Raw genomic sequence first — 24,585 nt, 5'->3', positions numbered from 1 at the left:
GGACAGCGCGGCCTCAGGGTCCCGGCCCGCGAGGCCCGTCGCCGGATCGTGCACCAGGCTGCGGACCTCAGTAGCAAACCGGGTGTCGAGCTGGCGCACCAACGTCTCGTCGGCCTGCAGACCAAACGGGCTATCGTCCCCGAGGCCGTCAAGCAGCGACGGCATCGGAGGAGAGGCGGCATCACTGCCATCACCACCAAACAATCCCAAAGGCGTCTCTCCTGTAAGAAGCGAGCCTTTGAGCTACTGATGAGCCGGACTTTGAAATTGCAAGCGTCAAATCTCGAAGGGAACCGCCGACAGGAATCGCTGCCGCTACCGGCTATGTTTTCCATATAAGCGACTAAAGTGCGGCGCGGGAGGACAGGTTGAGTGCCGACATCGAGGTGACCCGGTTGGAGTTGTCTTCGGCGCAACTGGGTCGGCTGTCTCGGAGTCAGGATGGCCGGTTCTCTTGCCGGATCCTGCTGTTGGCACTGGCGCTGGAGAGATGGTCACGCCCGGAAGCAGCGGAGGCCTGCGGCGTGGATCGTCAGACGCCGCGACTGGAGTTCACCGCTACAATCACGATGGCGTTGGTGGATTGAGCGATGCCGAGCGCAGCGCTCGCCCGGCTTGACCACTTCAGGCAACTAGCGGCCGCCAACGTCAAGAGCTTATGAGATGCCCGGGCTTAGGCTCCTGGCCGGAGAAGTTTCCAACGCCCTGGGTTCATACCCTTATTGCCTGCGTCTCAGGTGCGCAGGGTCAGGCCGCCATCGACCACCAGCTCGTGGCCGGTGATGAAGTCGGCTTCATCGGAGGCCAACAGCAGGGCGCCGCGCGCGATGTCGATCGGCTGGCCGAGCCGGCGCAGCGCGGCCTTCTTCTCCCAGACCTCGCGGATCTCCGGCTTGTCGAAGTTGGTCCGTGTCATGCCGCTGTAGATGGCGCCCGGGCAGACGTAGTTGGCGGTGATGTTGAACTTCCCCAGCTCCAGCGCCAGCGTGCGCGTGAGCCCGCCGACCCCAGCCTTGGAGGCGCAATAGGCAGCCAAGCCATAGTCGGTGTCGAAGGCCATGACCGACGCCGTGTTGACGATGCGCGCCCGGCCCTTGTCGCGGGCCCTGAGCTTCAGCGCCGGGATGGCCTCGCGGCAGAGCCGGAACATGCCGCGCACGTTGACCCCGTTCACCCGGTCCCACATCTCGTCGGTCATTTCCTCGACGAAGGCCCGCCCGCTGACGCCGGCATTGTTGAACAGGATGTCGAGGGCGCCGAAGCGGTCGAGCGCTGCGGCGACGATCCTCTTCGGTGCGTCGTCGCCCGTGATGTCGGCGGCGAACGGCGCGATCGACGCGTTGCCCGCATGCGCTGTGTCGATCGCCGATTCGGGGCGGTCGACCGCCAGGACCTGCGCGCCTTCGTCGGCAAAGAGCTTTGCCGACGCCTCGCCGATGCCCGAGGCGGCACCGGTCACGATCGCGATCTTGCCCGACAGTCTGCCCATGCGATCCTCCCGCCCTCAGGCGACGTCGATGATGACCTTGCCGGTCGCCTTGCGCGACAGCAGGGCGTTCATGGCATCGGCGGCCTTCTCCAGCGGGAAGCGCATGGAGATGTGCGGCTTCAGCTTGCCCTCGCCGTACCAGGCCAGCATTTCGTCGAAGTTCTTGCGCGCCTCGGCGGGCTCGCGGCCGCGCCAGGCGCCGTAGAAGACGCCGCGCACGTCGCAGCTCTTCAGCAGCGCGAGGTTGGCCGGCAGAGACGGGATGCGGCCCGCCGCGAAGCCGACGACCAGCAGGCGGCCGTACCAGGCGATGCAGCGCACGGATTCGTCGAAGGCATCGCCGCCCACCGCGTCGTAGATGATGTCCGCGCCGTTGCCGCCGGTCAGTTCCTTGACCTTGTCGCGCATCTTCTCCTTGGCGTAGTTCACGAACATCGTGGCGCCGTACTTCCGGCAGATCTCCATCTTCTCGTCGGAGCCGACGGCGGCGATGACCTTCAGGCCCATCAGCGCGCCCAGCTCGACGGCGGTGAGGCCGACGCCGCCCGAGGCGCCGGTGACCAGCAGCGTCTCGCCCGGCTTGTAGCTGCTGCGCTGCTTCAGCGCGTAGTACGAGGTGCCGTAGGTCATGGTGAACGCCGCACCATCCTCGTAGCTCATGTTCTTCGGCATCGGCAGGAGCTGGATCTGGTCGACCACGGCCTCGCTGGCATAGCCGCCATGGCCGATCATGCCGATCACGCGGTCGCCGACCTTGTAGCCGGTGACGCCCTCGCCTACTTCGGTGATGTCGCCCGCGATCTCGTGGCCCGGCGCGAACGGGCGCGGCGGCTTGAACTGGTACTTGTCCTGGATGATCAGGGTGTCCGGGAAGTTGACGCCGGCCGCCTTGGTCGCGACGCGCACCTGGCCCTTGCCCAGCGGCTTGGAAGGCATCTCCACCAGCTTCAGGCTCTCCGGCCCGCCCGGCGTTTCGCTCAGCATCGCGCGCATCGTCTTGCTCCCGTTTCTCGGTGTTCCATCCAGTGGCGGCATTGATACGATGGCGGGCCGCCCAGCGTCCATCCATGCTAGGAAGGCTCGACTTCCGCGAGGAGAAAGATGGCAGGGCTTTACTACGAGGATTTCACCGTCGGCCGCGTGTTCGAGCACGAATGGACCCGCACCGTGACGGAGATGGACAATGTCCTGTTCAGCTCCCTCACCATGAACGTGCAGCCGCTGCACCTCGACGAGGAGTTCGCCTCGAAGACCGAGTTCGGCCAGCGCATCGTGAACAGCCTGTTCACGCTCGGACTGATGATCGGCATCACGGTGAACGACACCACGCTCGGCACCACCATCGCCAATCTCGGCATGACCGACGTGCGTTTCCCCAAGCCCGTCTTCCACGGCGACACGCTGCGGGTGCGGACCCGCGTGGTGAGCCTGCGCGAGAGCAAGTCGCGGCCCGATGCCGGAATCGTCGAGTTCGCCCACGCCGCGATCAACCAGCGCGGCGAGATCGTCGCCGAATGCACCCGCCAGGCGCTGATGCGCAAGAAGCCCAGGAGCTGAAGTCCGATGCGTTCCTTCCTGTTCGTCCCCGCCGATTCCGAGCGCAAGCTCGCCAGGGGCCCCTCCTCCGGTCCCGACGGGCTGATCCTCGATCTCGAGGATTCCGTCGCCACCGATCGCAAGATGATCGCGCGCGACATGGCGCTGGCCTACCTGAAGAGCGCCGACCGGGCCGGGCCGAAGCTCTACGTCCGCGTCAACGCGCTCGACACCGGCCTCACGCTCGGCGACCTCGCCACTACCATGCAGGGCAAGCCCGACGGCATCGTGTTCCCGAAATGCGTCGGCCAGGCCGATCTCGACCTGATGTCGAACTATCTCGATGCGCTGGAGGCACGCGAGGGCATCGAACGCGGCGCGACGCGCATCCTCACCATCGCGACGGAGAGCGCGGCGGCGATCCTCGCGCTGACGGCGGCGCCCGCCAGACATGCCCGCCTGATCGGCCATTCCTGGGGCGGCGAGGATCTGATGGCCGATCTCGGCGCGCTGGCGAAGGGCCCCTCTCCAGGCGTCTACGACGACACGTTCAAGCTGGCCCGCACCGTCAACCTGATGGCCTCGGTGGCCGCCGGCGTCACCGCCTACGACACGGTCTATCCCGACATAAAGAACGTCGAAGGCCTGCGGGCCGAGGCGCGCGATGCGCGCCGCATGGGCTATGGTGGCAAGATCGCCATCCATCCCGACCAGGTCGCGATCATCCACGAGGTCTTCACGCCGAGCGAGGCCGAGATCGACTGGGCCAACCGCGTCATCGCCACCTTCGAGGGCAATCCCGGCGCCGGCGTCCTCACCATGGACGGCAAGATGCTGGACAAGCCGCATCTCGTGCTGGCCCGCCGCCTGGTTGCGCGGAAGGGTGGATGAAGGACAATTTCGGCCTTCTCGACACGCTCGATAGGCTGTTCGCGGGAGATCGGCGGTCCGTCCTCTCGCTGGACGAGTTCCTCGCGGGACTCGAAGGCCGCTCCTATGCCTTCGCGATCCTGGCGGTGAACGTCGCCAACGTCGTCCCGACCGGCATTCCCTGGCTGTCCACGATCACCGGCGTGCCGATGCTCTATCTCCTGGCGCAATACTTCGCCGGAAGACCCGTGCCGTCGCTGCCGCGCGCGATCGGCAGGCGCGGCCTGCCGCGCGGCAAGCTGCAGGATTTCCTCGGCAAGGCCCGGCGCTTCATCCGCTGGCTCGAGAACACCGTCCACGCGCGGCGCGAGGGATGGGTCAACGGCCTGCCGCGACGGCTGCTGCTGTTCGCCTGGACGGCCAACGTGGTGATCCTCGCGTTGCCCATTCCGTTCGACAATCTCTTCCCGGCCTGGGCGATTCTCTTCTTCTGTTTCGCCCTGATCGAAGATGACGGCGTGATGGCCATTCTGGGATGGATCATGACCGTGATTACCGCCGTATGGACTGTGTTTCTCCTGATGGTCGGCCATGCCGCCATCTCGGCCGCAATTTCGACGTTGAGGGCCGCTATGTTCGAATGATGACGAACATGGCCGATAACTCCCGCCCCCTGCTCGCCGCCCTCGACCGCGGGGAGTCCCTGCCGGCATCCTGGTACACCGATCCCGCCATCACCGAACGCGAAATCGCGCACGTCTTCCGCAAGAGCTGGAACTATGTCGGACCGCTGTCGCAGTTGAACGCGGTCGGCGATTACATCACCGGCTATGCGGGCCGCGTGCCGGTTGCCGTCGTGCGCAACGAGAAGGGCCTGGCCGGCTTCGTGAACGTCTGCCGCCATCGCCGCCACGAGGTCCTGAAGGGCCGCGGCAACGCCCGGAGCCTGCAATGCGGCTACCACGCCTGGACCTACGATCTGGAAGGCGGCCTGAAGCGCGTGCCGCGCTCGGCCTCCGAGCCCAACTTCAATCTCGCCGACTTTCCGCTGCTGCCGATTCGCGCCGAGACGCTGGGGCCGTTCGTCTTCGTCAATCTCGACGCCGACGCGCCGAGCGCGAAGTCGCTCTATGGCCCGGTTCTCGACCTGATCGCCGCGAGCGGCGTCGATCTCGACGCGCTCGTCCACTACAGCCGAGAGGAATGGCAGTCGGGCGCCAACTGGAAGACGATGCTCGAGAATTATCTAGAATGCTATCACTGCGCCGTCGCCCATCCCGGCTTCAACGCCGCCATCGATGTGCGGCCCGACGTCTACACGCTGAAGACGCACGGCCATTTCTCGAGCCAGAGCGGCCAGGTCCGGCCGGCCGCCCTCGAAGGAAAGAGCAAGATCGAGCTATACGACGTCGCCGGCGCGGTAACACAGTCGCAATATCACTTCCTGTGGCCGAACGTGACGATCAACATCAATCCGGGTTTCCCCAACCTGTCGATCGACGTCTGGACGCCTAACGGCCCGAACGCGACCAACGGCTTCTCCGAGCAGTTCTTCGGACCGGGCGTGAGCGAGGACTTCGCAAAGTCGCTGGTCGCCTTCAACAAGCAGGTAGCGGCGGAAGACGACGCGCTGACCGATTCGGTTCAGCGCGGCCTCCTGGGCGGGATCCCGGACACGGGCCGCTTCCTGACCAACAGCGAACACCTCGTCATCCACTTCCAGAGAATGATCGTCGAGGCTGTCTCTTCGTCATCCTGAGCGACGCGAAGGATCTCAGGACGGCAACATTTGCGACCTAGTACGACCGCGGCAGTCCGAGCACGTGCTCGGCGACGAAGTTCAGGATCATGTTCGTGGAGATCGGTGCCACGGTGTAGAGGCGCGCCTCGCGGAATTTGCGCTCGACGTCGTATTCCTCGGCGAAGCCGAAGCCGCCATGGGTCTGCACGCACATCTCGGCCGCGGCCCAGGAGGCTTCCGACGCCAGCATCTTGGCCATGTTGGCCTCGGCGCCAGCGTTGATACCGGCCTCGTACATGGCGGCCGCCTTGCGCACCATCAGGTCGGCCGCCTCGATCTGCGTGTAGGCGCGGGCGATCGGATACTGCACGCCCTGGTTCTGGCCGATCGGGCGGCCGAACAGCTTGCGCTCCTTGGCGTAGTTCACCGCCCGCTCGATGAACCACTTGCCGTCGCCGATGCATTCCGAGGCGATCAGTACGCGCTCGGCATTCATGCCGGAGAGGATGTAGCGGAAGCCCTGCCCCTCCTCGCCGATCAGGTTCTCGGCCGACACTTCCATATTGTCGAAGAACACTTCGGTGCTGTTGTGGTTCATCATCGTGCGGATCGGGCGGATGGTGAGGCCCTTGCCCAGTGCCGAGCGCATGTCGACGAGGAACACCGACAGGCCTTCCGTCTTCTTCTTGGTTTGGTCGCGCGGCGTGGTGCGGGCGAGCAGCAGCATCAGGTCGGAATGCTCGGCGCGGCTGGTCCACACTTTCTGGCCGTTCACGACGTAGGTGCTGTTGTCCTTCTTCACCGCCGTGGTGCGCAGGCTGAGCGTATCGGTGCCGCTCGACGGCTCGGTGACGCCGAAGGCCTGCAGGCGCAGTTCGCCGGTGGCGATCTTGGGAAGGTAGCGTTCCTTCTGCTCCTTGCTGCCGTGCCGCAGCACCGTGCCCATGATGTACATCTGGGCGTGGCAGGCGGCGGCGTTGCAGCCAGCCTTGTGGATCTCCTCCAGCACCGCACTCGCCGCCGAGATGCCGAGACCCGACCCACCATATTCCTCAGGGATCAGGATCGACAGCCAGCCCGCCTCGGTCAACGCCTTCACGAAGGCGGTCGGATAGCCGCGCTCGCGGTCGAGTTCGCGCCAGTAGGCGCCGTCGAACTTCAGGCAGAGTTGGCGAACCGCGTCGCGGATCTCGGGATGCGTCGGAGCGTAGGGATTTTCCATGGCGCGCAAGCTAGTCCGCGCCTTCCCCCCGTGCAATGCGACCAAGCTTATCCACCAGAGGTCCGTGGATTTCGGGACCGAAGCCGTCGACCGTGGCCTCGCGCAGCGCGGTCACGCCGTCGACCGCACCCGCATCGTCGACGGTCGCCTGCGTGACGGCGAGGTCGCGTTCCGCCGTCAGGAATTTCGCAATGACCGGCTGCCAGTCCGGGCGCAGCACCGCAAGCGCCGCCATCAGCCCGTAGGCGCCCCAGTTCGATACGCCGGCGACGACGAGGTGATCGCACGAGGTGACGCTGGCGATCTCCGCGCCGTTGGGCACGTGTCGCGCGATCAGGCCCGCCGGCAGCTTGCCCATGCCGATCTCGTTGCCACCGTCGCCGACTGCGAGCTTGGCCCAGTCGCCGCCCTCGAACAGCGTGTCGAGCGGCGCCGTCCACGGCGACACGTCGACCCCGCGCATGTTGCGCGGCCGGCCGTCGGCGCTCGGGCCGCAGCGCTCGATGGCGACGACGTGAGTAAGGTTCTCTTCCCGCCAGCGCCGCGCCGTCTCGTCGATCGCACTGCCGTCATTAAGCGGGATCTCGTCGACCAGCACGGGCTCGCCCGTAGCGCGGACCGCGGCCCGCACCGCCTCGACGCTGGGCGTGTCGACGGCGATGCGCGCGGGCACGCCGCAGGCCACCAGCGCGGCCGCCAGCAGGGCTGTTCCCACCGGACCGTCGGTCTCCGCCGCCGCCACGTCGCCGCGCGGCACGAAGAACCCGGTGATCAGTCCCACCCGCGTGGCCGTGGCCAGCGACCGTGCGGCCGCCGCCAGCCCGCCGCGATTGGCGTCGATTAGTTCCTGCGTCTTGCGGCCGAGATCGCGGCACACCAGGTCTTCGATCGCGGCGAGGCGACGATCCTGCTCACTTGTCCTTGGCGACATAGACTCCCTTCCAGTCCACCGGCGAATCGTCGATCAGGGCGTCGAGTCGTCCGCGCATCATCTCGTAGTAGGTCTGGCGCCAGCCCGCCGTCTCAGCGGCGGCCTGGCAGGTTCCGATCATCTCAAGCGCCTCGGCGAAGCCGCCGGTGCGATAGAGCCTGAGGAATTCGTCTTGGCAAGCCTGGAGTGCGCGAAAGGCGTCCGTCTGCGCGACGGCGGGATCGCCCAGCAGCGCGAACACCCGCTCGGGCTCGGTCTTCCCCTTCACGGTGATGAGGTCGATCTCCGCCGTCGCATAGTCCTCGACCGCCTCACGCGTCTTGCGGCCGATGATGATGCCGACGCCGTAGGTTTTGCACTGGCCTTCGAGGCGCGACGCGAGGTTCACGTCGTCGCCCAGGCAGGAATAGGTGAAGCGCTGCGTCGAGCCGAAATTGCCCACCGAGGCGGGGCCGGTGTTGAGACCGACCCCGATATTGACCGGGATGTGCTTGCGCCCCTCGGCTATCGCCTCGGCCTTCCACTCCTCATTCAGCTCCGCGAGGCGGGCCTGCATCGCCAGCGCCGCGTCGCAGGCCCGCGCGGCATGGCGCTCGACCGGCAGCGGCGCATTCCAGAACGCCATGATGGCGTCGCCCATGTATTTGTCGATGGTGCCCTTGAGACCCAGGATCAGGTCCGTCATCGGCGTCAGGAAGCGATTCATGAACCGCGTCAGCCCTTGCGGATCGAACTGCTCGGAGATCGTGGTGAAGCCGCGCACGTCGGTGAACATCACCGTGATCTCGCGCTGCTCGCCGCCGAGCTGCAGCAGACTCGGATTGCGCGCGAGCTGCTCGACAAGGTCCGGCGACAGGTACATGCCGAAGGCGCCACGGATCTCCGCCCGCTCCCGCTCCGTGCGCATGAAGGCCAGCGCCGTGCCGCCGACATAGATGGCCGCGAAGGTGACCGGCGGATAGATCGGGTCGAACAGCAGCTGATAGTTCGAGTAGGCGATCCACGGCACGGCGAGGCCAATGCCGATGAAGATCGTCGCCACGACCGCCATCTTGCCGGCCGACAGGCGCGGCAGCAGCACGACCAGCAGCAGGCCGATGATCGCGAGGTAGAGGAACTCCGCGCCGTCGGCATAGTCCGGCCGGGCCAGGAACTTCTGCTCCAGCATCTGCTCGGCGAGCTGGGCATGCAGCTCGACGCCGGGCACAGCGTCCTGGACCGGGGTGTTGCGCAGATCTTTCAGACCGATGGCGCTGGTGCCCACGAAGAAGACGTTGCCTTCGATCTTTTCCGCCGGCACCTCGTCGTTCAGTATGGCGCGGGCGGAAATGAACCGCTCCTCCTTGTGGCCGGTGTCGTAGACAATGAGGCGGCCGCGTGCGTCGGTCGGCACTTCGAGATTGCCGGTCCTGATCGCGACGATGCCGGTCTTCTCGCCGAACGACATCTCCCCGCTGGCGCCCGAGGACTTGATCAGATAGGTCGAGGCCTCCTGCGCGACGCGCAACGCCTCGATCGACAGTGCGGGAAACAGGCCATCGTATCCCGCCACCCGGAACATCATCGGCACGCGACGGATAACGATGCTGTCGACGTCGGTGTTGACGCTGCCGTTGCCCTTGGCCGCTGCCTCCAGGATGTCGATGGATTTCACGGTGCCACCCTGCTGCGGCAGGAACTGGCTGGGCTGGTCACCGGCGAAGGCGACGCCGTGGAAGGTGCGCGGCGGCTTGCCAGTGCCCTTCACGTCGAAGCCGAAGCCCGCGACGACGCGCGACTGGGCCATGGCATCGGCCAGCACCTTGTCGTTGTCCTGCACGGCGGCGGCCAGCTTCTGCACGGTCTCGGGATCGGTGAAGGCCACCAGGTCGCGCACCATGCGACTGATCGACGAGCGGTCCGGCTCGGCGAACACCGCGTCGAAGGCCACCACGACGGCACCCTTCTCGGTGAGCTTGTCGACCAGGCGCGCGACGATGGTGCGCGGCCACGGCCACTGTCCGAATTCCTGAAGCGACGCCTCGTCGATGTCGACGATGCGCACCGGAGTCTCGGGATTATAGGTCCGCGGCTGGATCCGCTGGTAGCTGTCGAAGGCGAAGTCGCGCAGACGGGTGACCGCGGCCGGATCGGCAATGCGCAGCGCCAGCGCGCCAAGCAACACCAGCAGCGCGACAAAGACCGGCGCGCGCGGTGCGTTGATGCCGCGCATCAACCAGCTCATGTGCCTGTCGCCCCCTGCTCTCCCACGAACTCACTTTACAGAGGATGACGGCCAAGCCAAATAGCGCAGCTTGTCGGACGCCCCTCGCCAGACCGCCCTTCACGGCATCTACTTCAAGCTGAGCGCCCTCGTGCTGTTCTGCACGATGGACGCGATGGTGAAGGGGCTGGGCGGCACCTATGGCTCCTTCCAGCTCATGGTCTTCCGCAGCGGCGTCGCCCTGCTGCCGGTCGCGGTCCTGATCTGGCACGCCGGCGGCCTCAAGGTGCTGCGCAGCAACCGGCCCGGACTGCAGGCGCTGCGCGTGGCCATCGGCTTCGGCAGCATGTTCGGCTTCTTCTATGCCTTTCCGCGCATGCCGCTGGTCGACGCCTACGCCATCTCCTTTTCCGCCCCGCTCTTCATGGTCGCCCTGTCGGTGCTGATCCTGGGGGAACCGGTTGGCTGGCGGCGCTGGACCGCCGTCGGCGTCGGCTTCGCCGGCGTGCTGATCATGCTCGATCCCTGGGGCATCGAGTTCCACGCCGTCTCGCTCATCATCCTGGCGGCGACCTTCTGCTACTCGCTCTCGACCGTGATGGTCCGCCTGCTCAGCCGGCACGATCCCGACGTGGTGACGCTGTTCTGGTTCGCGATCGTGGGCACCGCGATCTCGCTGGCCTGCGCCATTCCCGACTGGATCTGGCCGCCGGCGATGGACTGGGTCTGGCTGCTGACGCTCGGCCTGCTGGGCGGCTTCGCCCAAATCCTGATCACGAGGGCCTGGCGACTGGCCCCCGCGGCCGTTCTCGCGCCCTTTGACTATGTGTCGATCGTCCTGGCCGTGGCCTTCGGATATCTCTGGTTCAAGGAAGAGCCCTCCTGGACGGTGTGGTACGGCCTGCCGCTGGTCATGGGATCGGGCCTCTACATCCTCCACCGCGAGCGGGTCCGGGCCCGGGAACGGAAGAAATCCCTAATTCCCTAGGGTTCTTGTCGGGATTGACGAATCGCTTCGCCAACCACATCTTGTGGTCATGACCACCGAAGCAACGACCTTCTCCGTCTCCTCCAGCGCGGCCAAGCGGATCGCCTTCCTGGCGTCCCGGGAGCCCAAGCCCGTGATGATGCGGGTGGCGGTCCTGGGCGGCGGCTGCTCGGGCTTCCAGTACAATTTCTCATTCGAGGAAGGGCGTAACGAGGACGACCTCGTCATCGAACGCGACGGCGCCGCCGTCCTGGTCGACGCCACCTCGCTGGAGTTCCTGAAGGGCAGCCAGCTCGACTATGTCGAGGAAATGGTCGGCGCCGCGTTCCAGGTGAAGAACCCGAACGCCACCTCTTCCTGCGGCTGCGGAAACTCGTTCAGCGTCTAAGCCGAGCGAAGCTCGGCTGCTGAGCGTCAGGACATCGTGAAGCGATGTCCGGGAGCGCCGAAGATGGAGCGCCCACTCTGAGCTCATCGCCGCGTGAAACGGGGCAGTTCCCCCCTGTGAAGGGGAAAGCCGTCGATCCCGTCCGCTTTGCGGCTGCGGCTTCTTCTTCCCTGCCGGATCGGCTGATAGCGTCCCGGCCGACAGGGAGCTTTCATGAACATCGGACGACGGACCTTCGCCTTCTCGGCGGCTAGCCTTCTTGCCTTCCCCGCGACCGCGCAGGAGGCCTGGCCGGCCCGTCCTGTCACCCTCGTGGTGCCCTATCCGCCGGGCAACGCCGCCGACATCAGCGGCCGTATCCTGCTCGAACCGCTGTCGACCGAGATCGGGCAGCGCCTGATCATCGACAACCGCGCCGGCGCCTCGGGCATCATGGGCAGCGCCAGCGTCGCCCGGGCCACGCCCAACGGCTACACGCTCCTGCTCACATCCAACTCGCCGATCGCCAGCGGCCCGTGGGTGACGAAGAACGTGCCTTACGTCGTCGAGCGCGACTTCACGCCGATCGCCGGCGTGGCGCGCGGCGCCCTCGTCCTGCTCGCCGCGTCCGACGTGCCGGTCAGCACCACCGCCGAGTTCGTGGCCTACGTGAAGGCCAATCCCGGCAAGACGAGCTACGGCTCGTTCGGCCAGGGCAATCTCAACCACCTGATCATGGAGATGCTGCGGCTGCGCCTCGGCCTCGACATGGTGCATGTCCCCTATCGCGGCAGCGGCCCGGCGCAACTCGATCTCGCCGCGGGGCGCATCCAGTTCCTGTTCGATGGCGCCCCCGGCGCGCTGGCCCGCATCAAGGCGGGACAGGCGAAGGGCATCGCCGTCTCGACCCTCAAGCGCTCGCCCACCCTGCCCGACATGCCGACCTTGGCCGAATCGGGCCTGCCCGAATTACGCGGCATGGATGCCGGCGGCTGGGTCGGCCTGTTCGGCCCGGCCCAGACTCCGGCGCCGATCGTGGAGCGCCTCAACGGCGCGGTGCGGGCCGTCATTCCGGCAGCGCAGGCCAAGCTGCTCGAACAGGGACTGGAAATCTTCACCGGAAACAGCCCCGCCGACTTCGCCGCTTTCGTGCGCGCCGACAGCGAGAAATGGCGGCAGGTCGTGCAGGAGGCGAAGATAGAGCCGCAGGACTGAGGCGGCCGGCCAGACGTTAGCGACCGGTTTCGCCGGCCGCAGTCCGGGCGCTGTCCGAACGATGCCCGGCGTCAGCCCGCGATGGCGGCCCGGATGCGGTCGACCGCGGCATCGGGCGCCGTGAGGACCGGTGTCTTGACCACTTCGGTGACGGCCGCCAGCGCCCGCGACGTCGAGAAGTGCGCGAGCATGATGGCATCGCAGTGCGCGAGTTCGGGCGCCCGCGCGGCGATCAGCGCGTTGTGCCGGTCGGCGTCGCCCTTGCGCAACGCATCCATGGCGCCCTCGACGACGATCGTCTCGAGCGTCGCCTGGGCACCGGCCTCACCGACGAACTGCTCGAACTCCTCCGTCATGGTCAGCACCGACGGCGCGAAGGTCGCGAGCATCCCGATCCGCCGCCCCCGGCCGATCGCCTCCCGGAACATCGCCTCGTTGGGCTTCAGCACGGGCACCGGCAGTTCCTTTGCCATGCGCTCGATCGCCGGCCCGAACGCCGAACAGGTGACGAGGATCGCCTCGGCGCCGATGCGATGCGCGTAGTCGCCGAGCTCGACGAAGCGCTCGAACATGCGCGGCGTCAGGTCATGATCCTTGGCGCGATCGATCGACAGTGAGGCGTCGAGCAGGTCAACGATCTCGGCCTCGGGCCAACGCGTGGCGAACGCGCGCTGAATGGGTTCCACGGCGACGGGCGTCCCATGCAGGAGGACGACGCGGGGCTTCTTCGACATGCGACGGTCTTTCGGAAGGAGAGCGTTCTTCAGGAATGGGACAGGCGGGATACCAGACCACCATCGCCATAGGCCTTGGTCGCGGCAGGAGAGGCGAGCAGCGCCATCCACGCGGCGGCACCTTCGGGGTTCGCGGCATCGGCAAAGATGGCGGCATCGAAGGTAGAGACGGTCTGGACCTCCGGCGGAAACGGACCGGCGACGGCGACGCCGGGGACCGACATCAGTTCGCTCACCTGCTGGATCGCAATGTCAGCCTCGCCGCTCGCGACCTTCTCGCCGGTGAAACCCATCGGGATCGTGACGGCGCGCGCGTTGACCTCCGCGGCGATACCCAGCCGCTCGACCAGCCCGGTGAAGTAGATGCCGCTCGCGCCGGCCTTGGAGTAGGCCACGCCCCTTGCACCGACCAGCGCCCGCTTGAACGCCTCGACCGTCGAGACGTCGGGTTTCGGCGCGCCCTCGCGGACGCCGACGCCCAGGATCGAGTCGGCGAGACAGACCCGGGTCTCGGGACGCACGATGCCGTCGGCACAGAGCTTGTCCATGGAGCCGTTAATGGCGATGACGACGTCGGCGCGCTGCCCTTCGGCGATCGACTTCATGATGGCCGTGGTCGGACGCCAGTCGATCTCCAGGTGATAGGGCGATGCGGCCTCGAAGGCCGGCTTCAGCCAGCGATTGACGGCCACCTCGAGGGCGAGACCGCTCATGACGGCGACGGACGACGATGCCACTTGATCCCACCCCTCGAACAATGAACGCCGCAATATAGCGTGATGCAGCCGGGCACGGCGGTAAAAGTTGATTCCAACACAGGAATGGTGAGACTTCACCAACCAACTGCAAATAATAGAGAATCTGCGTCAATGAAGATCGCGACCTGGAACGTGAACTCCGTGCGCAAGCGCACTGGCAACCTCGTCTCGTGGCTCGGCGAAACACAGCCCGACATCGTCGTGCTGCAGGAAATCAAGGCGCAGGAGCCGACGTTCCCCACGCTCGAGGTCGAGGCGGCCGGCTATAAGTGCGCCATCGTGGGGCAGAAAGGCTTCAATGGGGTTGCGTTTCTCTCGCGTCATGCCTTCGACGTGACGGCGCGCGCCCTGCCCGGCCACGTCGAGGACGAGCCTGCTCGCTATGTCGAAGGCCGTGTCCACACGCCACACGGGCCGCTGACGGTGGGCGGGCTCTATCTTCCCAACGGCAATCCCATCGCCACCGAGAAATTCACCTACAAGCTCGCCTGGATGGAGCGGCTGCTGGGGCATGCCCGCGAGTTGCTGGCGCGCGAGGAGATGTTCGTGTTGTGCGGCGACTACAATGTCTGCCCGACCGAGATGGACGTCTACGATCCCAAGGCCTTCGCCAACGACGCGCTCTGCCAGCCCGAATCGCGCGCGGCGTTCCGAAAGCTGCTCAATCTCGGCCTGACCGACGCGGTGCGTGCCTTCCATCCCGACGGCGAGCAGTACACTTTCTGGGATTATCAGGCCGGCGCCTGGCCCAAGGGCCACGGCCTGCGCATCGACCATCTGCTGCTGTCACCGCAGGCCGCCGACCGGCTCACCGCGGTCGGCATCGACAAGGCCGAGCGCGGCAAGACGGAGCCGTCGGATCACGTCCCGGTGTGGTGCGAACTGGACGTGGCGGCTTAATAATTGCCGTCGCCTCGACCGAGGGCCGAAGGCCCGAGTGGAGAGACCTTCCCTCAACCGAAAGCTGGCCAATGGTGGAGAGAAAATCTCTCCACTCCGCCTCGCTACGCTCGGCTCCGGTCGAGATGACGGTGGTTTTTTCGGAGTCTGATGTCGCCACCCCGGACGACGGAGTGGTTTGGCTACTCCGCGCCGGCGCCGATCACGCCGCCGTCGGCGATGATGCACTGGCCGCAGACGAAGTTGCCGGCCTTGGAGGCGAGGAACACCGCCACGCCGCCGATGTCGTCGGGCTGGCCGATGCGCTTCAGCGCCGCCTTGCTCTCCTGGGCGGCGCGGATCTGCGGATTGTCCCACAGCGCCTTGGCGAAGTCGGTCTGGATCAGGCCCGGCGCGATCGCGTTGACGCGGATGTTGTGCTTGCCCCACTCCATGGCCAGCGACTTCACCAGCGAGAGATCGGCGGCCTTGCTCATATTGTAAGCGGCGATATGGGCCGAGCCGACCAGCGCGCCGATCGACGACACGATGATGAAGGCGCCGTCCTTCCGTTCCGCCATCTCCGGGCCGACCATGTTCATCAGCCACAGGTTCGACATCACATTGTTCTGCATGATCTTCTGGAACACCTCGTCCTTCAGGCCGCTGAGCGGGCCGAAATACGGGTTGGAGGCTGCGTTGCAGACCATGATGTCGATGCGGCCATAGGCCTTGCGCGCCTCGGCGACGAGGTTCTCGAGCTGGGCCTTGTCGGAGATGCTGGCCGCGACGGCGGTCGCCTCGCCGCCCTTGTCCTTGATCGCCTTCACCACCTCCTCACAGGCCGGCAGCTTGCGGCTCGACACCACGACCTTGGCGCCGTGGGCGGCCATCTGCTCGCAGATCGAGCGGCCGATGCCGCGGCTGCCGCCGGTCACGACGGCCACCTTGCCGGTCAGGTCGAACATCATCGGTCGTCTCCTCGATTCATTTGGTCAGAAGTGCAATCAGCTCAACATGCGCCGACCAGAGGAACTGGTCGATAGGCATGAGTTTCTCCAGTCGGTACCCGCCGTCCTGCAAGGTTCGAACGTCGCGGGCGAAGCTGCCGGGGTCGCAGGAGCCGTAGACCACGCGCTTGACCTTCGAGGCCGCAAGTTCGGCGCACTGCGCAGCGGCGCCGGCCCTCGGCGGGTCGAGCACGATGGCGTCGAAAGCGTCAAGTTCCTTGGTGCTCAACGGCCGGCGGAAGAGATCGCGCAGCTGCACGGCGACGCGGTTGCCGCCCAGCTTGCGCGCCGTGGCGTCGACGGCGGCGACCGACGGGCGGTCGTACTCGAACAGGCTGAGCTTGCCCGGCTTGCCAAGCGACAGCGCGCCGATGCCTGCAAAAAGGTCCGCCGTTCGGGCCGCTTCGCCCAGCCACGCCGTCACACCGGCCCGCATGACCAGCTCGGCGCGCTTGGTCGCCTGCAGGAACGCACCGGGCGGCGGCTCGATCGTCACGTCGCCCAGGATCAGCTGCGGCGTGCGGCGCACGATCACCGGCTCGGCGGTCGCGCGGTCGCCCCAGCTCACGCGCGCGATGTCCGCGCTCTCGGCCAGCGCGATCAGTGTCTCGCGGATCGCGAGCGTCAGTTCGAACTTCCTGTGCGGACGGATCAGCACGTCGAGCCCGGTGTCGGTTTCGTTGACGACGGCATCGGCCGACGTTCCGTCGCGGAGAATGGCCTTGATCGCCAACCGCAACGCCGCGATCGCGGTGTTGATCTTCGGGCGCGCCACAACGCAGGTGCCGACGTCGACGACGTTCTGGCTTCCGCGTTCATGGTAACCTGCAAGGATCCGCTTGCCCTGGCACCGCAGCACAATGTCGGCGCGCCGGCGTTCCCCCGGCTCGCAGGTGACCGGCGCTTCGAACGTAGGCGCCTTGACGCCGCGCTGCGCCAGCGCCTTGGCGATCAGGTCGTTCTTCCAGCCGGCGTAGACGTCGCGCCGCCAGTGCTGCAGCGCGCAGCCGCCGCAGGTCCCGAAATGGAGACACGGTGCCGGTACGCGGTGGCGCGACGGCGCCAGCACTTCGACGAGATCGCAGGCGGTGCCGTCGCCGCGTTTGTCGAGCGGCTCGGCTTCGACGGTCTCAGCCGGCAGACAGTACGGCACGAAGAAGCGCTTGCCTTCGAGGTCGGCGACGCCGTCGCCGCGGGCGCCGACCTCAAGAATATCGAGAGTGATGCTCACGATGGGCCTCAGCCCAGCCAGCTCTTCGCCGGCCTCATCTCGCCGACCAGCAAGCCGACGACGTTCTTGATCGGCGGATGCAGGACCTCTTCCCGTTGCCCTGCAGGCAGGACCCCGAGATGGTCGAGCAGAGCCGCCATCGCGACCTCGGCCGCCCGCCCCGCCCCGTCCCACACTTTCAGCGCCACGCCGAGGCCCAGTGTCGGCAGCATGCCGCAGAACACGCCTTCGGCGCCGGTCTTGACCTGGATGATTCCGGGCGCGGCTTCGTTGATGCGGGTGCAGAATCGGCCGGAGCCCGCGACCATGAACGGCTCGGCGTTCATCGCCTTGCGGATGCGGTTTGCGGCATCGGCCCGCTTGCTCGACAGGCCCGACGGATCGGCCATCGAGGCCATCGCGTGGGCGAGGCTTTTGAGCGGTGTCGCCAGCGTGGGGATGCCGCAGCCGTCGGTGCCGTGGGGAAAGCTGTTGGCGTCGAGGCCGCACAGCGCGCTCATCGTCTCGCGCAGGCGGCGCTGCACCGGATGGTCGTAGCGGATATAGCCCTGCGTCGGCTCGCCGTACTGCACCGCCGTCGTCAGGAAGCCGCTGTGCTTGCCCGAGCAGTTGTTGAACGCCGCCGTCGGCAGGGCGTCGGCGCGGGCCAGCGCCTCGATGCTCGACTGCAGGCGGGGCGCGTGCGTGCCACATTCGAGATCGGCCTCGCTGAGGCCGACATGGGCCAGCCACGCGCGCACCGTCTCGACATGCCGCGTCTCGCCGCTGTGCGAGGCGCAGGACAGCGCGATGTGCTCGTCGCCGAGGCCGAAGCGTTCGACCGCGCCGCTTTCGACGAAGGCCATCGCCTGGATCGGCTTGTTGGCCGAGCGCGGCAGGATCGCCGCGTCGATGTCGCCCCAGGATTCGACGACCGTGCCGTCGGCCTTCACCACCGCCGCGATGCCCTCGTGCCGGCTCTCCACGACGGGACCGCGGGTGACTTCGACGACCACGGGACCACGACTCATCGAACTCGCTCCAGCTTGACCACGGTGATGTTGTCCTGATGCTCGCGGGCCGTCGCCAGCACCGCCTCGATGAGGCGGTCGGCCGGCAGCGCAGCCTGCGCCAGGATCTGTTCGTTCTTCAGGCTCTGCACGCCGTCGCTGCACAGCAGCAGCCTGGCGTCCGGTCCGAGCCGGCGCGTGCCCTTGTCGATCAGGGTCAGCGGCTCGCCCATCACGGCCTCGCGCAGCGTGTGGCGCCCGGGATGATGCTCCGCCTCGTCCGCCGTCAGCATGCCGCGCGCCACCAGCGCGTCGATCTGCGGCGCCATCGAATGATCGGCATTGAGGCGTGAGATCTGCCCGGCCTCGATCAGATAGAACGGCGAATCGCCGACGCTGATCCAGCGCACTTCGTCGCCGCGTACCTGCGCCGCTACCAGGGTCGCGCCCATGCCGGTGAGTTCCGGCTTGCCTGCCGCGCCCTTGCCCACCGCCGCGTTGGCGTCGGCCAGCCCGTCGCCTAGGCCGCCGCCCTGCTCGACCGCATGGATGAAGGCCTCAACCGCGAGCCGGCTGGCGACGGCGCCACCCGCATGGCCGCCCATGCCGTCAGCCACCACCGCCAGCAGCGAGCCATCGCCCAGCGTCGCGAGATGCCAACTGTCCTCCTGATAAGGGCGGGCGCCCTGATGCTGGCCGCCCTCGCCCCGCCACCGCGTCGCCATGTCGGATGCCACGTCCTCTAGTGCCAGACCGCCGGGAGCTTGCTGAGGCCGCGCAGGGTGAAGCTGCGGCGCCAGGCCGGGGTGTCCTTTTCGGGCAGCGTGAGGTTGGGCATGCGCTCGACCAGCGCGGTGAAGACCAGCTCGGCCTCGAGCCGGGCCAACTGCGCGCCGAGACAATGATGGATGCCCCCACCGAACGACATCGGGCGGATGTGCTCACGACCGACATCGAGACGGTCCGGGTCGGGATACTGCGCCGGATCGCGATTGGCCGCGCCCAGCAGGGCGACGATGCTCTGCTCCGCGCCGATCGTTACGCCGCCCAGTTCGACTTCCGCATGGGTGACGCGGCCGGTGATCTGCACCGACGAATCGTAACGCAGCAGCTCCTCGACGGCGTTGGGAATCAGCGACGGGTCGGCCTTCAGCCGCTCCCACTGGTCGGGATTGCGATGCAGGGCCAGCAGGCCGTTGCCGATCAGGTTGGTGGTGGTTTCGTGCCCGGCTCCGAACAGCAGGCCGATATTCGCCTGCAGCTCCTCGGCGGTCAGCTTGTCGCCCGCCTCCTCCGCCTTCACCAGTTCGGTCGTGAGATCGTCCTTCGGCTCGCGCCGCCGCAGTTCGCAGAGCTGGTTGAAATAGACGCCGGCCATCTGGGTGTTGCGGTTGGCCAGGTCGAGTTCCTCGCGCGTCATCGGCACCGGTTCGAGGATGCGGCCGTTGACGTTGCTGCCGGCAAGGAACGGCGCGCGATGCTCCTCGGGAATGCCCAGCATGTCGCAGATCACGATCACCGGCAGGCGATGAGCCAGGTCCCGCATCACGTCCATCTCGCCCTTGTCGGCGACGCGGTCGAGTTGCTCGTCCACCAGTTGCTTGATGCGCGGCCGCATGTCGGCGACACGACGCGCCGTGAAGGCCTTCGTCACCAGGCCGCGCAGGCGCGTATGGTCCGGCGGATCCTGCACCAGCATCGTCTTGGCGAGGCTCGCCACGGCTGGCTCGTTCATGCGGTCGGTGCCATAGCGGCGGCGCATGTTGCCTTCGAAGTCCTTGCCGAAGCGCCGGTCGCGGAGCGACAGCGCCACGTCCTCGTAGCGCGTGATCAGCCAGAAGCCCTGGGGCGTCTTCAGGACGGGCGCGGCCTCGCGCAGCCGGCGGTAGAACGGATAGGGGTCGGAGATGAAGGCCGGGTCGAGCGGATTGAACTCGAGGTCCTTCGCTGGGGCGGTCGGCTGGGCGATGGTGTCCATCCTTTCCTCCTACCACGAAGCCCCTTGCCGTGCGAACGAGCGAGCCCCTAGCATCGTCCCATGTTTGCACTGACCCAGGGACTTCGCCGCGCCGTCCAGACCAGGCCCAACGGCATCTCGACCTCCTTCGCCGGCCGCCGGCGGACCTGGCAGCGGACCGAGGATCGCGTGAGCCGGGTGGCCAGTGCGCTTTCCGCACTGGGCGTGCGCCGCGGCGACCGGGTGGCGATCCTGGCGTTCAACTCGGACTTCTACCTCGAACTCATGTACGCCCTGCCCTGGCTGGGCGCGGTGATGGTGCCCCTCAACACGCGGCTGGCTGCGCCCGAGATCGAATACATCCTGAACGATTCCGGCGCCGTGGCGATGTTCGTCGACACCGGCATGTCGCACCATCTGAAGGCGCTGGACGGCCGGACGCCGGCCCTGCGCGAGGTCGTCTGGCTCGACGATCTGGCCGCTCCCGAGGGCCTGCTGCGCTACGAGGACCTGACCAGCTACGAGGCAGTGGACGATGCCGGCGCCCACGACGACGACCTGGCCGGGCTGTTCTACACCGGCGGCACCACCGGCCGTTCGAAGGGCGTGATGCTCACGCACACCAATCTGGTGGTGAACGCGCTGAACGGCGTGGCCGGCATGGGCTTCGATGCCGACACCGCCTATCTCCATTCCGGCGCGATGTTTCATCTGGCCGACGGCGCCTCGACCTTCGGCGTCACCCTGTCGGGCGGACGCCATGCCTTCGTGCCGCGCTTCGAGCCGATGGAGGTGCTGCTCACCATCCAGACCGAGAAGGTGACGCACGCGCAGTTCGTGCCGACCATGATCAACATGCTGGTGAACCACGACCGCTTCGCCGAGTTCGACATCGGCACGCTCTCGTTCATCCTTTATGGCGCCTCGCCGATGCCCGAGGGCGTGCTGCGCAAGGCGATCGAGGCGATGCCGCATGTCCGCCTGATGCACGGCTACGGCATGACCGAGGCCTCGCCCATCGTGACCCTGCTCGACCCGCGCTATACGGTGCTCGACGGCCCCTTCGCCGGCCGTCTCAAGTCCTGCGGCCAGGCGGTGCTCGCCTGCGAGGTGCGGATCGTCGATGCCGACCGAGTGGAGGTGCCGCGCGGTACGACCGGCGAGCTGGCGGTGCGCGGCGCCAACATCATGAAGGGCTACTGGAACAAGCCGGCGGAGACCCAGGCCGTGCTTGAGGACGGCTGGTACTATTCCGGCGACGGCGCCTACATGGACGAGGAAGGCTTCGTCTTCGTCGTCGACCGGCTGAAGGACATGATCATCTCGGGCGGCGAGAACGTCTATTCGGCGGAGGTAGAGAATGCGATCTCGACGATCCCCGGCGTGGCCGAGGTGGCGGTGATCGGCGTGCCCGACGAGCGCTGGGGCGAGCGGGTCCATGCGATCGTCGTCCCGAAGCAGGGCTGGGCCCTCACCGCCGACGCGGTGATGGAGCATTGCCGCGGCCAGATCGCGGGTTACAAATGCCCGCGCAGCGTCGACTTCCGCGACACCCCGCTGCCGCTCTCCGGCGCCGGCAAGATTCTGAAGCGCGAGTTGCGCGAGCCCTACTGGCAGGGCTTCACCCGGGGCGTGAACTGATGCCGACGATTCCCTACTACGACTGGATCGCCCACCACGCCGGACGGCGTCCCCGCCAGCTCGCGATCCACGACCTGCACACAGGCCGGAAGATCTCCTATGCCGCGCTCGACGAGCGCATCGGCCGACTGACCTCGGCCCTCGCCGCGCGGGGCATCGCCCGCGGCGACCGCATCGCCCTGCTCGCGCCGAACTGCGCCGAATACTTCGAGCTGCAATTCGCCTGCGGCCGGCTGGGCGCCATCATGCTGCCGCTCAACTGGCGGCTCACGGTGCCGGAACTCGAATACATACTGGGCGATTCGAGCCCGAAGCTGCTGATCCACGACCGGTCCTTCGCCCCCCAGGCCACCGCCCTCTCCGCCAGCCTCCTCGAAATCGACCACGACCGCGCCGACAGCGCCTACGAGCGCGCGCTGGCCGAGGCCGGCCCGCCGCCCGCGGCCGTCCCGCTGACGCACGACGATATCGGCATGGTGATGTACACGTCCGGCACCACCGGGCACCCGAAGGGCGCGATCATCACCCACGGGATGGTGTTCTGGAACTGCGTGAACCTCGGCATCCCGGCGCTGATCACGCCGGAGACCGTGCAGCTCGTGGTGCTGCCGCTGTTCCACACCGGCGGGCTCAACTGCTACGCCAACCCGGTGCTGCATGCCGGCGGCACCATCGTGATCATGCGCAACTTCGATCCCGGCCAGGCGCTCGACTGCATCTCCGATTCCGCGCTCGGCATCACCCACTTCTTCGCGGTGCCCGCGCCCTATCAGTTCATGATGCAGCATCCGAAATTCCAGGCCGCGGACCTGTCGCGGCTCCGGATCGCCGGTGTCGGCGGCGCCCCCTGCGCGCTGCCCATCCTCGAAACCTGGATCGCGCGCGGCGTGCCGCTGGTGCAGGGCTGGGGCATGACGGAGACCAGCCCCGCCGGCACCATGCTCGACGCCGCCGACGCGATCCGCAAGGTGGGCTCGGCGGGCAAGGCGATGATGCACACCGCCATCCGCGTGATCGACGACGAGGGCCGCGACGTGCCCGCGGGCGGCATCGGCGAGCTGCTGATCAAGGGGCCCAACATCACGCCCGGCTACTGGAACAACGAGGCGGCCACCGCGAAGAGCTTCACCGACGGCTGGCTGCACACCGGCGATGCCGCGCGGCTCGACGAGGAAGGCTTCGTCTACATCGTCGACCGCTGGAAGGACATGTACATCTCGGGCGGCGAGAACGTGTATCCCGCCGAGGTCGAGAACGTGCTGTTCCAGATCCCGGCCGTCGCCGACGCCGCGATCATCGGCGTGCCGAACGAGCGCTGGGGCGAGGTCGGCATGGCCGTCATCGTGCGCAAGCCTGACCAGCCGCTGGCCGAAGGCGACGTGATCCAGCACTGCCTCGGCCGTCTCGCCAAGTTCAAGGTGCCGCAGTCCGTCGCCTTCGTCGACGCACTGCCGCGCAACGCCACCGGCAAGGTCCTGAAGCGCGAGCTGCGGGTCCAGTTCGTCGGACGCGACGCGCCGTCGATTAGCTAGGCTCAGGCCAGCGACGAGTAATCATACTTCCAGGTGCCGGATTTTCACTGTGCCGCGAAGTCCGCAGGCCCTAAGAAACTTCGATACGAGTACCATCGGCCAAAACAGGAAGTTCAATGCTCACGATCTATGGCGTCTATCGCTCCCGCGCGTCCCGCAACATCTGGCTGGCCGAGGAACTCGGCATCCCGTTCAAGCAGGTGCCGGTGATCCAGCACTATCGCACCGTGCCGGCCGGCATGCTGCACACCCAGTCGCCGGAATTCCTGAAGGTCAATTCGAACGGGATGATCCCCTCGATCGACGACGACGGCGTGGTGCTGCACGAATCGCTGGCGATCAACCTGTACCTCGCGCGCAAGCATGGCGGTCCGCTCGCCGCGGCAAACATCGCCGAGGACGGGGAGATCGCGATGTGGTCGCTGTGGGCGGCGACGGGAGTCGAGCCGCATGCCATCAACGTTCTCTACCACCGGCTCGGCAACCCGACCGGCGAGAAGGATCCGAAGGTGGCCGATGCCGCCGTCGAGGCGCTGCGCCGCCCCTTCGCCGTGCTCGAGAAGGCGCTCGAGAAGAGCGGCTGGCTGGTCGGCGGCCGCTTCACCGTGGCCGACCTGAACGTCGCAGAGATCGTGCGCTATGCGCAGGCCGCGCCGGAGCTGTTCGAGACGTCGCCGCGCGTGAAGGCCTGGCTCGCTGCCTGTCAGGCGCGTCCGGGCTTCAAGAAGATGTGGGCCGCGCGCGACGCCGAGCCCGCGTAGGGATCAGGCTGCGGGCGCTGCAATGGTGAGCGTCGCCAGACGCGCCGTGGCGCCCGCGACCGCTTCGGCGGTGAACCGGTCGGGATAGGTTAGCACGAGCTGCTCTCCCGACATCTCGACCATTCCGTGGGCGACCAGAAGATCGAACGATTCCGGCGCGTCCTTGCTGCGGGCCCAGTCCTCGAGGCAGGCGACGACGCCCTTGCTCTTGAGCTTGAGGCGCGTGCGGCTGGCGCGGGTCGCCCGCCGGTTCTTCTGTGTCAGCAACTGCTCGTAGGCCGCCAGGGTCCGGTAGAAGGCCCGATCCAGAGGATCGGCCTGGTCCGCGCCTTCCAGCGCGCAGAGCTGGTCGAACGCCTGACGCCAGATATCCTCACGCCCCATGCGCTTGGCGTTCTCCATCAGAGTCCGCAACTGGCCCTGATCGGTATAGGTCGAAACCGCCTTTGCCATCGTCTGCTTGATGACCTGCGGCGCCTTCTCGACGGGCGCGCGACCGCGCTTCGATGAATTCTTGGCCACGGGCTACTC

24 protein-coding genes are annotated in these 24,585 nt (G+C 67.1%); 11 read left to right on the top strand and 13 right to left on the bottom strand.

Annotated features, from left to right (window positions below; translation table 11 throughout):
• Positions 1-733: 733 nt before the first annotated feature.
• Both KQ910_RS18325 and KQ910_RS18320 read right to left on the bottom strand, forming a co-directional pair.
• Positions 734-1,489 carry an SDR family NAD(P)-dependent oxidoreductase gene (locus tag KQ910_RS18325; protein WP_216963455.1) on the bottom strand — a complete coding sequence of 252 codons (756 nt, stop codon included), beginning with the start codon at positions 1,487-1,489 and terminating at the stop codon, positions 734-736.
• Between the two features lie 15 nt (positions 1,490-1,504).
• Entirely contained in the window at positions 1,505-2,482 is a 978-nt protein-coding gene (locus KQ910_RS18320; protein ID WP_216963453.1) for an NADPH:quinone oxidoreductase family protein, read from the bottom strand.
• 108 nt (positions 2,483-2,590) lie between these two features.
• On the opposite strand from KQ910_RS18320, the gene KQ910_RS18315 reads away from it, so the two are divergent.
• The 4 genes from KQ910_RS18315 to KQ910_RS18300 are packed head-to-tail and all read left to right on the top strand — an operon-like array spanning position 2,591 to position 5,654.
• Positions 2,591-3,046 carry a MaoC family dehydratase gene (locus tag KQ910_RS18315; protein WP_216963450.1) on the top strand — a complete coding sequence of 152 codons (456 nt, stop codon included), beginning with the start codon at positions 2,591-2,593 and terminating at the stop codon, positions 3,044-3,046.
• 6 nt (positions 3,047-3,052) lie between these two features.
• On the top strand, positions 3,053-3,916 hold the full coding sequence (locus KQ910_RS18310; RefSeq protein ID WP_216963448.1) for an HpcH/HpaI aldolase/citrate lyase family protein: 864 nt from the start codon (positions 3,053-3,055) through the stop codon (positions 3,914-3,916).
• Positions 3,913-4,539, top strand: a complete 627-nt coding sequence (locus KQ910_RS18305; RefSeq protein WP_216963445.1) for an exopolysaccharide biosynthesis protein — start codon at positions 3,913-3,915, stop codon at positions 4,537-4,539. The genes KQ910_RS18310 and KQ910_RS18305 overlap by 4 nt, the downstream gene beginning before the upstream one ends.
• An 8-nt stretch (positions 4,540-4,547) precedes the next feature.
• The gene (locus tag KQ910_RS18300; protein ID WP_216963442.1) at positions 4,548-5,654 is read left to right on the top strand and encodes an aromatic ring-hydroxylating oxygenase subunit alpha; all 1,107 of its coding nucleotides are present in this window, start codon (positions 4,548-4,550) and stop codon (positions 5,652-5,654) included.
• Between the two features lie 37 nt (positions 5,655-5,691).
• On the opposite strand, the gene KQ910_RS18295 is transcribed toward KQ910_RS18300, so the two are convergent.
• From KQ910_RS18295 to KQ910_RS18285, 3 genes are read right to left on the bottom strand one after another with little or no spacing between them, the layout of a single operon-like run.
• Positions 5,692-6,858 (bottom strand): acyl-CoA dehydrogenase family protein, encoded by a 1,167-nt coding sequence (locus KQ910_RS18295; RefSeq protein ID WP_216963439.1) that lies wholly within the window; start codon positions 6,856-6,858, stop codon positions 5,692-5,694.
• A 10-nt stretch (positions 6,859-6,868) separates the two neighbouring features.
• Entirely contained in the window at positions 6,869-7,789 is a 921-nt protein-coding gene (locus KQ910_RS18290; RefSeq protein ID WP_216963436.1) for a glutamate cyclase domain-containing protein, read from the bottom strand.
• Positions 7,770-10,013 carry a CHASE2 domain-containing protein gene (locus KQ910_RS18285; protein ID WP_216963433.1) on the bottom strand — a complete coding sequence of 748 codons (2,244 nt, stop codon included), beginning with the start codon at positions 10,011-10,013 and terminating at the stop codon, positions 7,770-7,772. The genes KQ910_RS18290 and KQ910_RS18285 overlap by 20 nt, the downstream gene beginning before the upstream one ends.
• A 70-nt stretch (positions 10,014-10,083) precedes the next feature.
• Between KQ910_RS18285 and KQ910_RS18280 the strand changes: the two genes are divergently transcribed.
• From KQ910_RS18280 to KQ910_RS18270, 3 genes are all read left to right on the top strand, one after another.
• On the top strand, positions 10,084-10,980 hold the full coding sequence (locus KQ910_RS18280; protein WP_216963431.1) for a DMT family transporter: 897 nt from the start codon (positions 10,084-10,086) through the stop codon (positions 10,978-10,980).
• A gap of 49 nt (positions 10,981-11,029) precedes the next feature.
• Positions 11,030-11,368 (top strand): iron-sulfur cluster insertion protein ErpA, encoded by a 339-nt coding sequence (gene erpA, locus KQ910_RS18275; RefSeq protein ID WP_216963427.1) that lies wholly within the window; start codon positions 11,030-11,032, stop codon positions 11,366-11,368.
• A 213-nt stretch (positions 11,369-11,581) separates the two neighbouring features.
• Complete coding sequence (locus tag KQ910_RS18270) at positions 11,582-12,562, top strand: Bug family tripartite tricarboxylate transporter substrate binding protein (protein ID WP_216963425.1); 981 nt, start codon at positions 11,582-11,584, stop codon at positions 12,560-12,562.
• A 71-nt stretch (positions 12,563-12,633) separates the two neighbouring features.
• Here KQ910_RS18270 and KQ910_RS18265 read toward each other — a convergent pair whose 3' ends face one another.
• Positions 12,634-13,296 (bottom strand): aspartate/glutamate racemase family protein, encoded by a 663-nt coding sequence (locus KQ910_RS18265; protein WP_216963422.1) that lies wholly within the window; start codon positions 13,294-13,296, stop codon positions 12,634-12,636.
• 29 nt (positions 13,297-13,325) lie between these two features.
• Positions 13,326-14,033 (bottom strand): substrate-binding domain-containing protein, encoded by a 708-nt coding sequence (locus KQ910_RS18260; RefSeq protein WP_216963420.1) that lies wholly within the window; start codon positions 14,031-14,033, stop codon positions 13,326-13,328.
• Between the two features lie 132 nt (positions 14,034-14,165).
• Here KQ910_RS18260 and xth point away from each other — a divergent pair, with 132 nt between their 5' ends.
• Complete coding sequence (gene xth / locus KQ910_RS18255; protein WP_216963417.1) at positions 14,166-14,954, top strand: exodeoxyribonuclease III; 789 nt, start codon at positions 14,166-14,168, stop codon at positions 14,952-14,954.
• Between the two features lie 182 nt (positions 14,955-15,136).
• Here xth and KQ910_RS18250 read toward each other — a convergent pair whose 3' ends face one another.
• Genes KQ910_RS18250 through KQ910_RS18230 form a run of 5 tightly spaced genes read right to left on the bottom strand, consistent with a single transcriptional unit; the run spans position 15,137 to position 20,141 of the window.
• Positions 15,137-15,904 (bottom strand): SDR family NAD(P)-dependent oxidoreductase, encoded by a 768-nt coding sequence (locus KQ910_RS18250; RefSeq protein WP_216963414.1) that lies wholly within the window; start codon positions 15,902-15,904, stop codon positions 15,137-15,139.
• 16 nt (positions 15,905-15,920) lie between these two features.
• The gene (locus tag KQ910_RS27280) at positions 15,921-17,174 is read right to left on the bottom strand and encodes a class I SAM-dependent RNA methyltransferase (protein ID WP_216963411.1); all 1,254 of its coding nucleotides are present in this window, start codon (positions 17,172-17,174) and stop codon (positions 15,921-15,923) included.
• Positions 17,175-17,182: 8 nt separating this feature from the next.
• Positions 17,183-18,184, bottom strand: coding sequence for an asparaginase (locus KQ910_RS18240; RefSeq protein ID WP_216963408.1), 1,002 nt, complete (start codon positions 18,182-18,184; stop codon positions 17,183-17,185).
• Positions 18,181-18,888 carry a PP2C family protein-serine/threonine phosphatase gene (locus KQ910_RS18235; protein WP_216963405.1) on the bottom strand — a complete coding sequence of 236 codons (708 nt, stop codon included), beginning with the start codon at positions 18,886-18,888 and terminating at the stop codon, positions 18,181-18,183. Before KQ910_RS18235 ends, KQ910_RS18240 begins: the two co-directional genes overlap by 4 nt.
• Before the next feature lie 17 nt (positions 18,889-18,905).
• Complete coding sequence (locus KQ910_RS18230) at positions 18,906-20,141, bottom strand: cytochrome P450 (RefSeq protein WP_216963402.1); 1,236 nt, start codon at positions 20,139-20,141, stop codon at positions 18,906-18,908.
• Positions 20,142-20,201: 60 nt separating this feature from the next.
• Here KQ910_RS18230 and KQ910_RS18225 point away from each other — a divergent pair, with 60 nt between their 5' ends.
• The 3 genes from KQ910_RS18225 (at position 20,202) to KQ910_RS18215 (ending at position 24,054) form a co-directional block, all read left to right on the top strand.
• A complete protein-coding gene (locus KQ910_RS18225; RefSeq protein WP_216963399.1) occupies positions 20,202-21,761 on the top strand; it encodes an acyl-CoA synthetase in 1,560 nt (519 codons plus the stop codon).
• Entirely contained in the window at positions 21,761-23,293 is a 1,533-nt protein-coding gene (locus tag KQ910_RS18220; protein WP_216963396.1) for an acyl-CoA synthetase, read from the top strand. The genes KQ910_RS18225 and KQ910_RS18220 overlap by 1 nt, the downstream gene beginning before the upstream one ends.
• 116 nt (positions 23,294-23,409) lie before the next feature.
• The gene (locus tag KQ910_RS18215) at positions 23,410-24,054 is read left to right on the top strand and encodes a glutathione S-transferase family protein (RefSeq protein ID WP_216963393.1); all 645 of its coding nucleotides are present in this window, start codon (positions 23,410-23,412) and stop codon (positions 24,052-24,054) included.
• A gap of 3 nt (positions 24,055-24,057) precedes the next feature.
• Here KQ910_RS18215 and KQ910_RS18210 read toward each other — a convergent pair whose 3' ends face one another.
• On the bottom strand, positions 24,058-24,576 hold the full coding sequence (locus tag KQ910_RS18210) for a hypothetical protein (protein WP_216963391.1): 519 nt from the start codon (positions 24,574-24,576) through the stop codon (positions 24,058-24,060).
• Between the last annotated feature and the right edge of the window lie 9 nt (positions 24,577-24,585).

Origin of the sequence: Reyranella humidisoli, assembly GCF_019039055.1 — a bacterium.
Taxonomy (GTDB): Bacteria; Pseudomonadota; Alphaproteobacteria; order Reyranellales; family Reyranellaceae; genus Reyranella; species Reyranella humidisoli.
The sequence above is the reverse complement of the archived record's forward strand: the minus strand, read 5'-3'. Positions and strand labels throughout refer to the sequence as shown.

What these genes read in the sequence shown, in the direction of transcription:
- erpA (WP_216963427.1), top strand. Translation starts at nt 11,030, where the DNA reads ATGACCACCGAAGCAACGACCTTCTCCGTCTCCTCCAGCGCGGCCAAG.
- KQ910_RS18290 (WP_216963436.1), bottom strand. Translation starts at nt 7,789, where the DNA reads ATGTCGCCAAGGACAAGTGAGCAGGATCGTCGCCTCGCCGCGATCGAA.
- KQ910_RS18225 (WP_216963399.1), top strand. Translation starts at nt 20,202, where the DNA reads ATGTTTGCACTGACCCAGGGACTTCGCCGCGCCGTCCAGACCAGGCCC.
- KQ910_RS18325 (WP_216963455.1), bottom strand. Translation starts at nt 1,489, where the DNA reads ATGGGCAGACTGTCGGGCAAGATCGCGATCGTGACCGGTGCCGCCTCG.
- KQ910_RS18305 (WP_216963445.1), top strand. Translation starts at nt 3,913, where the DNA reads ATGAAGGACAATTTCGGCCTTCTCGACACGCTCGATAGGCTGTTCGCG.
- KQ910_RS18310 (WP_216963448.1), top strand. Translation starts at nt 3,053, where the DNA reads ATGCGTTCCTTCCTGTTCGTCCCCGCCGATTCCGAGCGCAAGCTCGCC.
- KQ910_RS18320 (WP_216963453.1), bottom strand. Translation starts at nt 2,482, where the DNA reads ATGCGCGCGATGCTGAGCGAAACGCCGGGCGGGCCGGAGAGCCTGAAG.
- KQ910_RS18270 (WP_216963425.1), top strand. Translation starts at nt 11,582, where the DNA reads ATGAACATCGGACGACGGACCTTCGCCTTCTCGGCGGCTAGCCTTCTT.
- xth (WP_216963417.1), top strand. Translation starts at nt 14,166, where the DNA reads ATGAAGATCGCGACCTGGAACGTGAACTCCGTGCGCAAGCGCACTGGC.
- KQ910_RS18285 (WP_216963433.1), bottom strand. Translation starts at nt 10,013, where the DNA reads ATGAGCTGGTTGATGCGCGGCATCAACGCACCGCGCGCGCCGGTCTTT.
- KQ910_RS18220 (WP_216963396.1), top strand. Translation starts at nt 21,761, where the DNA reads ATGCCGACGATTCCCTACTACGACTGGATCGCCCACCACGCCGGACGG.
- KQ910_RS18230 (WP_216963402.1), bottom strand. Translation starts at nt 20,141, where the DNA reads ATGGACACCATCGCCCAGCCGACCGCCCCAGCGAAGGACCTCGAGTTC.
- KQ910_RS18215 (WP_216963393.1), top strand. Translation starts at nt 23,410, where the DNA reads ATGCTCACGATCTATGGCGTCTATCGCTCCCGCGCGTCCCGCAACATC.
- KQ910_RS18240 (WP_216963408.1), bottom strand. Translation starts at nt 18,184, where the DNA reads ATGAGTCGTGGTCCCGTGGTCGTCGAAGTCACCCGCGGTCCCGTCGTG.
- KQ910_RS18265 (WP_216963422.1), bottom strand. Translation starts at nt 13,296, where the DNA reads ATGTCGAAGAAGCCCCGCGTCGTCCTCCTGCATGGGACGCCCGTCGCC.
- KQ910_RS18250 (WP_216963414.1), bottom strand. Translation starts at nt 15,904, where the DNA reads ATGATGTTCGACCTGACCGGCAAGGTGGCCGTCGTGACCGGCGGCAGC.
- KQ910_RS18235 (WP_216963405.1), bottom strand. Translation starts at nt 18,888, where the DNA reads ATGGCGACGCGGTGGCGGGGCGAGGGCGGCCAGCATCAGGGCGCCCGC.
- KQ910_RS18295 (WP_216963439.1), bottom strand. Translation starts at nt 6,858, where the DNA reads ATGGAAAATCCCTACGCTCCGACGCATCCCGAGATCCGCGACGCGGTT.
- KQ910_RS18315 (WP_216963450.1), top strand. Translation starts at nt 2,591, where the DNA reads ATGGCAGGGCTTTACTACGAGGATTTCACCGTCGGCCGCGTGTTCGAG.
- KQ910_RS18300 (WP_216963442.1), top strand. Translation starts at nt 4,548, where the DNA reads ATGGCCGATAACTCCCGCCCCCTGCTCGCCGCCCTCGACCGCGGGGAG.